Here is an 11,958-nt window from a genome sequence, read left to right on the forward strand (position 1 = left end):
GATTGTAACAATAGCTCCAAAATCTGCGTCTACTTTTCCAGATAGGCAAACTTTAGAGATAAAACCACCACAACGAGCAGCCAACTGCTGAAAGCTCAAGCATCAAACAATCTGGCAATCTGGATTAACGAGTTAGCCCCAGGGCCATCTGTAACATCGTCTGGATCGGCCCCATCGAAAAGGATCACCTTGCACTGTCCCCAGATTCATTACAACATACGCCTTAGCTGAAGGAAAGTTATCCATACACACCCTGAGGAAAACCCCTGGGAGACCTACCAAAACAAGCTACTCCAGAAAAACGTATTGCCCCCTCCCAAGAAGTTATTCAAGCGGGCGGGTCCCCCAGACCAACCCAGACCTAAAACTTTTCCCCACTGAGAATAAAGGTCGGCGTAATGGGTTTCAAAACTTGGTTGGACCCACGGGTTTCTAAACGACTTCCCCCCGCCTGGACCACTTCAATATTGCGCACCTGCAGATCGGCAAAGGTTTCAGAAATGGCATAAAGCGATTGAAAGTTTCCGGCGGTCACCACCAACCGACCCTGGAGGGATAACCTTTGCCAAGTCTCGGTCAACAGGGGTTTCAGGTCTCGACCACCCCCCACCAAAATGGCATCAGGCCCATGGGACAAACTAGCCAAACAGTCGGGGGCATTGCCCACCAAAACATCCACATTCGTCACCCCAAACCGCTGACAGTTCTTTTTGATCAGCATGGCCACATCTCCATCCCGCTCCACAGCAACAATCGAACCCTGGGGACACAGCAGTGCAGCTTCTATGGCAATGGTTCCAGTGCCTGCGCCAATGTCCCACAGGACAGCCTTAGGACCGAGCCGCAAAGCACTCAGAATCACCAGTCGCACCTCTCGCTGGCTCATGGGAATACCCGGTAGCCGTTCAAAAAAACAGTCAGGAATACCGGGGGTAGCATAGGGCCAGAGAGGCTCCATGGAGATCTGCCTTACAACGCGGGTGGAATAGCCTGAGGATAGCGCTGTTCTGGAAGCGTGGCTAGGGTCTAGACGGAGCAACGAAGTGTGAAACAGTTCCCCCATCAGCCCCTTAACCAGGCTGCAAAATCCTCAGGGTCTGCAATGTGGGGTCCGCTAGTCCACTGAGATGGGCACCCGCCGCCTGGGCCATTTTTAAGGTGTGAATTACCCGCTGCGTAATGGGCTCCCCCGGCATCAGCTGCGGAATCCCCGGCGGATAAATACAGACTACATCAGCACTGAGACGACCTATGGCATCCTCCACCGCACAGGTTGCCGTCGAAGCAAAAAAAGCCTCCCGAGGAGACATCCCCGCCCCAGGTAACCCTACATCCACCTGGGACCAATCACCATGGTCAACAACGGCTCCCCTGGCAGGCAGCTGTCCCAGTTGATTGACGAGATGTCTCAGCCCCTGTACTAACCGCTCAATATCCTGGACCGAGTTCCCCAAGCTGACAATAAACGTCAACTGATCTAACGTGGGCAATTCTGCCGTCACCCCCCACCCATGGAGCCAAGCATCGGCTGCAAATCCGGTGATGCCCAGGGCAGAAACATCCACGGTCAGACGAGTGTAATCCTGCTGAAACCTAGCCCCGTGCAGCCCAAACCCATCCTCAGAAACATCCAAAACCGATAGGCCGCTATCCCGGAGCTGGCAGCGGGCCGAGTGAGCCAGGGCCAGGGTGTGTTCCATCAATTTCTCCCCCTCGTTCACCATCTGGTGACGGGCGGCATCTAAGGAACCCAGAAGTAGATAGCTAGGGCTACTGGATTGGGTCATACGTAGAGCCATGCCTAGGCGAGTGCGATCGCACCGACTCCCCTGAACATGGATCAATGCCGCCTGGGTAAATGCCGCTAACACCTTATGGGCCGAGTGAATGACAATATCAGCCCCGCCGCTGAGGGCCGAGGGCGGCAGCTGGTCATGAAAGGCAAAATGGGGGCCATGGGCAGCATCCACAATTAGCGGCAGGTCATACCCATGGACCACCTCAGCGATGGCGGCAATATCACTGCATACCCCTTCATAGGTAGGAGATACCACCACCACCGCCTTAGCCGCGGGATGCTGCCGGAGGGTGGCTGCGATCGCAGATGCTGTCATCCCCAAGGCCAACTGCCAATCTGGGTCATACACCGGAGCCATCCATACGGGCATCGCCCCCGACAAAATCAGCCCAGATAGCACCGACTGGTGAGCATTGCGCGGTACCAACACCTGATCACCGGGACCACAGGTAGCCAACAATGCCGCCTCCACACCACAGGTAGAACCATTGACTAAAAACCAGGTTTGCTCGGCCCCAAACGCCTCAGCCGCTAATTGCTGTGCCGCTAAAATCACTGATTCTGGCGCAAATAGATCATCCAGTTCCGGCAGCTCAGGGACATCAACCCGAAAAATGTCATCTCCAAACACCCTGCGATGTAGCGACGATACCCCCTGCCCCCTTTTATGGCCAGGGGCATAAAACGCCGCATGATCCTGACGCAGCCCACAGTTATGCAAAGCCTGAACCAAGGGAGCATGGAGTTGGGAAAACATAGCAAGACCCGCCAGAACTCATCAGCCTCAGTCCCATCAGTTAAAACCATCCATCTATCGCTTTTCGCCCATAGCGACCCTATAGGTGAGTCGATACAAACGATAGATAGCGAAGGCTGTGGGCCACAAAACCAATGGGACTAAACGTAACCACGAAAAAAACACTGAGAACGTCCTAACATCCTCAGTGCTACTCAAATGTTGATCCAATCCTCAGAAAATAGTTACTCAATGCCTGGGCCACGAAACAGCAACCCTAGAGCATCAGTATCCACCTAGCGACGGATTTTCTTCGCCATACTGCGGAACATATCCATGCTGGTGTCAGGAGTGCTGCTAACTGCAGTCTCTTGGGGAGCAGGAGTGGCATCTGCATCTGCCGCTGCCGCCGCCACAGGGGTAGGAGCAGGAGCAGGGGTAGGAGCAGGAGTATTAAAAGTAGGAGCAGGGGTATTAAAAGTAGGCATATTGAAACTTGAGGTTGTAGTCTTGACAGCCTCACCTACTTTTTTGCTGGTGCTAGCGGAAATACTCTTAACACTCTCTAGCTCGTCTCCGCCCTTTTTCTTAGCGAAGGTGCGACGGATTACCACTTCCTTACGCATGTAGTCAATATCACCCAGGCTTTTAGCGTCATCTTCACTGAGGAAAAACGCCTCTTTTGATTGGGGGGCTTGTTTTTTGTTGCCGCCGAAGAGTCCAAATAATCCAGCCATAGTCCTCTTATGTAACGAATGATAGCCATTAAGTTCTTTTATATTAACTTTTAGCAGCCATTCTCAGAAACGTTATTTCCTTAAGTTTTGTAAATTATTTACTCAATCATGGCCATCGCTTGAGTCTAAAGTCCTCCTAGCACAAAGCATTCAGCCATCTCTCCAAGACAGCTGAATGCTTTACATTAGGAAACAATAGCCCCTATTTTGATGAACTGGGTGGCCGTAATGTTAAGCAACGGGACTTCAAGGAGCAAAGCAGCCGATTAAAACTCACTGCGATGGCGCTCCAGAATGTCCAGCAGATCCACCTGGCACTGAATCGGTATCAGGTCGCTCAAGGGCAAAGAACGTCTACCCCCACCTAATTTCACCGGAATCGATTGTAAAACTTCCACCACCCCTGTCTCAGACAGATCGCTATCGGTCACCATCGGATAAAACTTTTCCGCCAGGGTTTTGTGCAGAGACGTATCTTTCAGATACAAATGCCACTTAGCAACGTCTATGTAAACCGTATCGCCAATATCTGCCGCCAACGCTTCGATCACGGATGCAGCACCAGGGTAAGCCATGGTTATTTCTTTTTTGTTAGAGGAAAGTTGTTCTGCTTTAGGGTAAAAGGTCTAGTTCCATAAAAGACCTGTTCTTAAAATGCATTAACAAAGTTTTCGGTTTATGACGATGGCTGGTCTGAATCAGGCTTAGATGGAGTGTAGTTTGCGATCGCAAACAACCACACACCATGGCAAACTAAAACCCCCAACCAAGGCAGCGTCAGCTTAGGCAACCACAATAAAGTGCCCGGCATAAACCCATGGAAAAACCACAGACCGGAATTAAAAGCGGAAAATGCCGCCACATGAACAGCAAAGTTAATCCGATCTTCTAGCTTACGATAAGCCGGATCAGCCCGATCTGGTACACGGGGCCATTTGGGAGGCATAGAACACCAAAAAATATGTCATGAATCAATAGTATAATCGCCCGATTTACCCCCGGTTTTACTAATCAAGCGAATATCCTCAATTTGCATCGACTTTTGCACCGCCTTTGCCATGTCATACAGGGTCAGGGCCGCCACTGATACCGCCGTCAGGGCTTCCATCTCCACTCCCGTCTGACCAGCGGTCTTCACCCTCGCCTCAATACGATAGCCAGGGCGCTGATCATCTGGGGTCAAACTAATTTCCACACTCTTAATGGGCAACGGATGACACAGCGGAATCAAATTCGATGTCTGCTTTGCCGCCATAATGCCAGCAATTCGAGCCGTACCCAACACATCCCCCTTAGGCAAGTTACCAGACTGAACCGCTGCCATCGTTTCATGACTCATCCGAAGATAGCCTTCGGCCACCGCCACACGATGGGTCACATCTTTACCAGAAACATCCACCATATGGGCCGCCCCACCCCCATCTATATGGCTCAGGGACGACGTCTGCGATTGATCGGGAATCGGGCCCAGGTCCGAAAAAATTGCCATGAAAACTTTGGATAGCGTCTCAACAGTATGTTAGAGTTTAATCCTGTTAGAGCCTGTAGCTCAGTGGACAGAGCACCTGGCTACGGACCAGGGTGTCGGGGGTTCGAATCCCTCCAGGCTCGTTTTAATCATCCCAACGTTGAGCAATTTTGATATTGCTCAACTATAAAATTTATGGATTCAAACTAACTGTCCAACCTACAGTGTCGAGTTTGATACCGCATACACGTCTTTGCCACCCCTCAGGGCAAACTGTATGGAGTGGTCCATATCCTTACTCGAGGTCGTGACAAAGATGATCAACCCCAGCAGGGTCATCACAGCCGCTATGCCAAAAATATCTCGATAACTGCTCAGATCGGCAATATGCCCCATCACTGGCCCAGCCAAGGCAATGCCTACATCAAACCCCGTCAGGCACAGACCGAACATTAAACCGCGATCGGTAGATGTTGAACGATCGGCCATGAGAGCCGCCACCATCGGAATCAGCATGCCGCCGCCCATGCCCTGCGCCGCCGCCGCTAGCAATACCGCAGACTCACTTTGGGCCAGCCATAGAGCCACCATGGCCACCGTATAAAACATCAAACCCAGGGTAATAAACGGTCCTCGACCATAGCGATCCGACGCCCGTCCCACTAAGAGACGAATACCAAAACTAGCTATGGCGGACGCCGTGTAAATTAACCCAATATTCAGAGCAAAGTTTGACTCCCGCGCATAGAGCGGGATAAAGGTGGCCAACCCACCAAAGGCCAAGCCCACCAATAACAGCATCAGAGCGGGTATACGTACCGCTGGCAGCAACAATAAAGACCAAAAGGCCGTTCTCCGGCCCACCGTTGCCACCGCCCGCTTAGGCTCTGCAATGGTAACGGTACAGACTAACCCAATGACGCCCAGCACCGTCATCCAAACAAACACTTGGGTAAAGCCTGAGGCTGCTTGCAAATACCCCCCCAAGGCCGGTCCCACCGCCATGCCCATGGGATTTACCAAACTCATATAGCCAATCAGTTCCCCCCTCTGGTTGGGTGGAGCCAAGTCGGCCACTAGGGCGCTGTAGGCCGTGACAAACGAGGCGATGCTCAGACCATGAAACGCCCTAAAGATAATCATGAGTACTATGGGCGATCGGATGCGCCAAAGATGATCGCCCCAGGATAGGTCCCAGGTAATCTGGGGAAAAAATGGGACTAGCCAGTAAAGTAGGGGTGCGATCGCAATCGCCAACAACCCAATTACCAGAACCGGCTTCCGGCCCTGCTCATCAGTCCAACGAGCCATCAAGGGCCGCATAGTCAAAAGACCAATGGCAAAACTCGCCATCACCAAACCAATCTGCTGACCATTCGCCCCAAACTGCTCAATATATAGAGGCAAAGCAGGCAACAACCCGGCCAACCCCGCCCAAAAACACAACCCCGCCACAAACAGTGCCCCTAAGTTCCGTCGTAAAGACGGCTCTAGGGTGACGAATACATTCAAAATCATTTCTCCGTAAGAAAGATGCACCCATCAGCAGTAACCACCTCAACCAGGGCAGCTGGCGTCAATCTATCGCGGCTAACACCAACCACCAAGGTTGACTCAAAAAACTGTGGCTACACTACCTTTCTGATAGACCAATCTGATAGACCAATAGTAACAATTGTAACGAATTCCATGGAAGGATCAGCCATCTTTGATGTATCCCGTCGCTATCGCTACTGCCTGAAGCGGTCTTGGTCAGGCCCTAACATCCACCCTCACCAAGTCACATTCATCATGCTCAACCCCAGTCAGGCCAATGCCGAACGAGACGACCCCACCATCCGAGCTTGTTCACAGTTTGCCCAAGCTTGGGGTTACAACCAATTAAATATCGTCAATCTTTTTGCTTATCGCACCCCCCAACCATCAGCCCTCAAACGGGTAGCCGACCCCATCGGCCCAGATAACGATCAATATTTGCTCCAAGCCATCGAGGCAGCTACCCAAGTCATTTTGGCCTGGGGAAACTGGGGCACTCTATTCAACCGAGCCCAGACTGTGCTCACTCTGCTGCAGCCCCAGCATCACAAACTTCACTGCCTAGCCCGTAATCAATCTGGCCAACCTCGACACCCTTTGTACATCAAACGAACAACATCCCCTAAACCTTGGAGCTAGAAACTTGATCCATGACGAACCAAGCATGACATCACCAGGATGACCAGAACTCTAACAGCCTCTCAAAGTAACCATGGCTGCTCAATATCGAATCAAAATGGAGCTACAAGCACACCCTTAAAAATTAGCCCATTAAAGCTTCTATGACACCCAACAAAGCGTCCATAAACAGCCATACATTTCCGTAATTTTAGTGTTTCAATGGGAGTATCTCACAGGTGCCTAGAGGATGTGAAAGCACTCGCAGTAGGCCGTTATTCCGGAGAATCATAGAATGAAAACATCCCCTTGGGTTTACACAGCTCTAATCTCAGCAACCCTAGTACTTCCCATAATTTCTCATAGCATTCAGTTAAGAGTAAGTGGCAGCTCTCACAATGTCGCGACAGCTTACTACTATCAGGACTGTGACCTTGTAAACGATCCATCGGGCTGCAAATCATCCTGACTATTGCAAGGCAACTTTGCCATAAGACCCAAGGTTCGCTGATCACTACAGGTAGTATTTTCCACTAGAGAAAAAACACCGATGCGGCACTCGTAGTTTTGAACATGCTATCCATAGTAGATGTCAGAATTTAGAACCTCTACATGTGGAAAATGAGCGAACCGTCCAATAAGACTCTAAGCCTTCTAACCAACTTTAAGGGCTCTCACAAAAGTTCTTTACCTTCTCTATTTCTGCCAATTGCTCGGTATCAGAGCTAGTCAAGTTTCGAACTTCCTGAGCATCGGTATCAACTCGGCTCTTTAAAAATGGGAGGATTGTCTCGCAACCACTCATAATCAACATATCTAGAATCTTATGATTCTGGTTGCGAGTCGTTATATTAACCTTTGACAGATCCCATAGATTCCAGATTAATGCGTTCTCATCTGAACTAGAGGAAGCTAAGATATCTCCACCAATAGGGCCAAACTCCACACTAGACACAGCCCTTTTATGACCCTCCAGCACCGAAATCAGATCCCCCTTAGCCGTCCAAAGTCGAATAGTGCCATCCTCACTAGATGACGCTAAAAATAGTCCATCGGCACTAAAACTAACTTTGGTTACAGGATCACTGTGTTCATGGAGTGTTTTTATAAATCCACCTTCAGAATTCCAAAGATTAATCTTGCCATCTTTCCCCCCTGAAGCAATCACACCCGAGACCGTGGGTTGAACTGCAACCGTCAAGACGCTTCCATCATGCTTTCGAGCAGTTTCAACAAATTTAGGCTTTAATTTTGCTTTAGATCTACCCAGATCAGGTGTTTCCCATAAAAACACTCCCCTCTGAATAGCATCACTGCCTGCCTCTGTACCCGTGATCAACAAGCGGCTGTCATGACTAAATGCAACTGCTGCAACATCGTTAGCATGCTCTAAAGTTAAATATCGATAAATTTGATCGTCTTCAACCCTCCAAAGCTTGAGAGTCCTATCTGTTCCAGCTGAGGCTAACCACTGCCCGTCACGACTAAAGCTGAGATCCCGAACACCCTGCTCTACAGAGACTTCACTCTTTAGTACAGGGTGCGCTGCCACAATTTGTATAGGTTTTTCCGTGTCAATATCGGGTCTCCAGAGCCTGATCTCTCCACTAGAACCCCCTGCAGCTAAAATTTTTCCATCAGGGCTATAGTCGACAGCTCGTACCTTATTGCGAGCAAATGAAATTTGCGATCGCGAAGTGCCATCCTGCCGCCACAATCTAACCGTATTGACTCCACCAGAAGCAATTATCTTGCCATCTGGTCGAAAGGCTACATCAAAAACATCACTATTATGTGGCAGAGGCTGAATAGGACTATCGATATTCCACAGTCGAATGCTCCCATCATCACTAGAAGAAACTAATACCGTTTTGTACCCAAGCGTCGGTTGAGGCGAAAACGCAAGGCTTGAAATTTCATCCTTGTGACCTTCAAAGGTGCCTATTTGAACACCCTTATCCCGTAACCATAAACGTACAATGCCATCGGCCCCGCCTGTTGCTAATACATCATCCTGGGGAGCAAATGCTAATCGGTATACCGGACCCTGGTGGCCTCTCAGAGTATGAACCAGCTCTTTCCCATTCTCTCCCCGAGGGTTCCAAAGCTTGACCGTACCATCAAAACTTGCAGAAGCTAACGTACCTCCATCAGCACTAAATATAACCGTAGATACTACGTCATCATGGTCCATCAATAAACGATTGGCCCCTTGTTTTAAATCTTCAACCTGGATAGCACCACTAACACCGGCGAAGGCCAGCAAAGAACTATCCTTACTAAATACTAAGGTAGTAAGATTCCTTCCTTCTAATGCGACCTTGTACTGAAAGCTCTTAATAAACTCTACAGCAGGTAAACTCTTCCGTTTGTGTTTTACCTCCCATAAATAAACTTGACCTTGGGAGTCAGCAGAGGCAAGGTACCTCCCGTTAGAACTAAATGTCAGAGTCGAAATTGGTACTTGGCCCTTATGTTTAAGATCGACCAAATTTCTAAATCCATCGGATCGGGTCCATAAAAAGACTTGACCGTCTGCACCAGCAGAGGCAAGATACTGACCACCAGGACTAAATTCAACTCGATTAACTCGGGCCGGCTGCGCTATATTCTGATCACCAGAAAGCTGATGACGCCGAGACAACGTTTTATGCAATTTACCATTACACGTCCATATTTTGACAACCCCCTCTATATCTCCTGTCGCTACATAATCACTATCTAAGCTATAGGTAATAGTTCTAATTGCCGTGGAATGATACCCAATCTGTTGAGTTCTCTCTTTCTGACAAGATTGATCGATTTCCTCTTCTTCAGAATTATCCAAATCCCAGAAACGAACTGTTTTATCAGCCCCAACAGAAACCAATTGATTGCCACCCGGACTAAAAATAATAGAAAAAACTTTGCCGTCATGCCCCTCAAAACGATTAATTTCCCTAAGTTTAAGAGCCGTTCTATGCAGAGCCGTTGTTGCTTTAGAGCGCAAGCTAGAACGCCGTAATACGTCGACAAATATAGAGTTATCCTGAACTCGTTTACCTGCCTGCAACCCTGTCAATAAAGCATCTAGACCTTTGAGATCATCTAAAGATCTCACCAAAGCCCTAATCTCACTAAATGTCGTACTTAGCAACAGCACAGAAAGGCCAACCATGGCTCCCAAAACTGTTGATATAATCAATCCTTGACGCTTCTTCTGGAATGACAGATAACGCTGACTGGCTTGAATATATTCCTTCTGACGAGGAAGTAGAAGTTCAATCTCGCGGTTATCTTGTTTTTCAAGTCCCTGACGCTGTTTTCTCCAGCGGTTAATTTCCTTATACTCATGGCTATTCATCAATAGTCTGTCTGAACGCTCACCATCAGACCACTCATAAGCCTTAACTAGTAAAGACCTATAGGTTTTCAGATCATCTAAATGTACCTTTAAGGCATCTAATAATTCACCCAAGGAATATTCAAACGACTGCGATTGCCGTACAAAGGAAACATACTGAACAGATGAGAATCCCATTTCTCGAAATACTTCTTGGCTATAATCTTTATAACTAATAACAGGAATAATGCGCTTATTATACTTCTTCGCCTCCTCCCACTCCCACTGACAGTTTTTAGAGATAAGAGAGTCAGCACAAACAACAAAAAGCATAGTGTGGGCATAACGTATGCCATCATTAGCCTCATCTCTCCAGTTAGCTGCCACCGGAATCCTATCCCGATCAAGCCAGACCTTCCAGTGTTCAGCTTTTAAGGCCTGACTGAGCTTCTCGACAAAATGTTTATTACTGCGAGCATAAGATATAAAAATGTCGGGTGGACTTTTACTGAAATATTCCGATGTTTCATGGACTCGATTGACGGTATCTAAAAAGATTTTTTGAACATTAGTAAATTGAAACTGCTGGCCTAATTTATGAGTCTCAATCCACTGTTTCTGTTTTTTAACTTCTTTAAGATCCTCTGGAGTAAGTAAGTACTGCTGAGGACGCCCCTGTTTATCCCACTCAGTTGCACGGGCCAACAGTCTGGTATACGTTTGCAGATGAATAATATTGAGAGCCACTTGCTCAAATACTTTACCCACAAGTGGAGAACTCAAATCCAGATAGTGCAAATCATCAAGGCATGAAATTAGCTCATCACAGTCATCAGAGGGTTCTTTAAACAGAAGAATAATTAATTTATTTAAGCGTTGGGCTAATCTAAGTCGTTGTACACAATTCGCAGAACTCAGCACAGCCTTAGAAAGAACTAAGACAAATACATCCGCGCCAAGAATGCCATCTCTGATTTGTCGCTCATAATGGCTATCATCTTCCAAAAAACGATTGAAACCAGGAATATCATCGAAATCAATCCAAGGATCAAACCCCTGATCACGGATTACCTTATCTAAACGTCTGACAAAATCTGCATCTTGAGCCGCATAGCTAATAAAAATATCGTTATCCCGTGGCTTCACCACGGCAATACGCCTTAGACGATCTACTTTAGGCCGTTGATAAGCAAGACGTAATCTATATTGAGTCATCTTACCCATCAGACTCATACGCACTCATCGATAACTTACATTCGTCTTATTAAACATACATCAAGGTTTTTTGAAATATGCATACTGACTAATTCTTTCCTAAGAATTAAAAGCAATATTCATCGATTAATCACGGCACAATTGCATGACCACACATACTCTTACGCAGAATTGGAACACTGCTCCCCATTCAAAATATAAATTCCTCCTTCAGCTAAATGCTAATACGCAACATAATAAAGATCCACAATAGATTGACATACACGAGTTTCAGCAAACCCTTCATCCCAATATCTAGTCGCCCTAAGCATTTCTGCGAACACATAACACAGATTGAGACAGTTAAAATTGTGGCAAGTTTATGCCCCCAGACAAGATATAAATAGGTTCAATGATATTTCGAGGCACTGGTTCCGTCGACTGGGTGCCTTGAAACACTTGGCTTCAGTGGGCTAGACAGCATATCGAATAGAAAATAACTGCGACCAAGATATCCCTGCCTCCAAAATTCCTAACTTCACAGCAGGG

General features: G+C 47.8%; 9 protein-coding genes and 1 tRNA gene. 2 read left to right on the plus strand and 8 right to left on the minus strand.

Going from position 1 to position 11,958, the window contains the following annotated elements; translation table 11 throughout:
- Positions 1 to 361 precede the first annotated feature (361 nt).
- The 6 genes from cbiT to moaC all read right to left on the minus strand — a co-directional run bounded on the left by cbiT (position 362) and on the right by moaC (position 4,760).
- A complete protein-coding gene (gene cbiT, locus VB741_RS09010; RefSeq protein ID WP_323364832.1) occupies positions 362 to 958 on the minus strand; it encodes a precorrin-6Y C5,15-methyltransferase subunit CbiT in 597 nt (198 codons plus the stop codon).
- 112 nt (positions 959 to 1,070) lie between these two features.
- Positions 1,071 to 2,555: an aminotransferase class I/II-fold pyridoxal phosphate-dependent enzyme gene (locus VB741_RS09015; protein ID WP_323364833.1), complete on the minus strand. Its 1,485-nt coding sequence runs from the start codon at positions 2,553 to 2,555 to the stop codon at positions 1,071 to 1,073.
- A gap of 275 nt (positions 2,556 to 2,830) precedes the next feature.
- Positions 2,831 to 3,271 (minus strand): hypothetical protein, encoded by a 441-nt coding sequence (locus VB741_RS09020; protein WP_323364834.1) that lies wholly within the window; start codon positions 3,269 to 3,271, stop codon positions 2,831 to 2,833.
- A gap of 266 nt (positions 3,272 to 3,537) precedes the next feature.
- Positions 3,538 to 3,846, minus strand: coding sequence for a DUF3181 family protein (locus VB741_RS09025; RefSeq protein WP_323364835.1), 309 nt, complete (start codon positions 3,844 to 3,846; stop codon positions 3,538 to 3,540).
- Between the two features lie 101 nt (positions 3,847 to 3,947).
- Positions 3,948 to 4,217, minus strand: coding sequence for a hypothetical protein (locus VB741_RS09030; protein WP_323364836.1), 270 nt, complete (start codon positions 4,215 to 4,217; stop codon positions 3,948 to 3,950).
- An 18-nt stretch (positions 4,218 to 4,235) separates the two neighbouring features.
- Complete coding sequence (gene moaC / locus VB741_RS09035; RefSeq protein WP_323364837.1) at positions 4,236 to 4,760, minus strand: cyclic pyranopterin monophosphate synthase MoaC; 525 nt, start codon at positions 4,758 to 4,760, stop codon at positions 4,236 to 4,238.
- Positions 4,761 to 4,809: 49 nt separating this feature from the next.
- Between moaC and VB741_RS09040 the strand changes: the two genes are divergently transcribed.
- A tRNA-Arg gene (locus VB741_RS09040) sits at positions 4,810 to 4,882 on the plus strand.
- Between the two features lie 76 nt (positions 4,883 to 4,958).
- Here the strand turns inward: VB741_RS09040 and VB741_RS09045 are convergent.
- Complete coding sequence (locus tag VB741_RS09045; protein WP_323364838.1) at positions 4,959 to 6,251, minus strand: MFS transporter; 1,293 nt, start codon at positions 6,249 to 6,251, stop codon at positions 4,959 to 4,961.
- 177 nt (positions 6,252 to 6,428) lie between these two features.
- Here VB741_RS09045 and VB741_RS09050 point away from each other — a divergent pair, with 177 nt between their 5' ends.
- Positions 6,429 to 6,914: a DUF1643 domain-containing protein gene (locus VB741_RS09050; protein WP_323364839.1), complete on the plus strand. Its 486-nt coding sequence runs from the start codon at positions 6,429 to 6,431 to the stop codon at positions 6,912 to 6,914.
- A gap of 643 nt (positions 6,915 to 7,557) precedes the next feature.
- Here the strand turns inward: VB741_RS09050 and VB741_RS09055 are convergent.
- Positions 7,558 to 11,364, minus strand: coding sequence for a TIR domain-containing protein (locus VB741_RS09055; RefSeq protein ID WP_323364840.1), 3,807 nt, complete (start codon positions 11,362 to 11,364; stop codon positions 7,558 to 7,560).
- Between the last annotated feature and the right edge of the window lie 594 nt (positions 11,365 to 11,958).

This window comes from Leptothoe sp. PORK10 BA2 (genome assembly GCF_034932105.1).
In the GTDB taxonomy this organism is placed as follows: domain Bacteria; phylum Cyanobacteriota; class Cyanobacteriia; order Phormidesmidales; family Phormidesmidaceae; genus Leptothoe.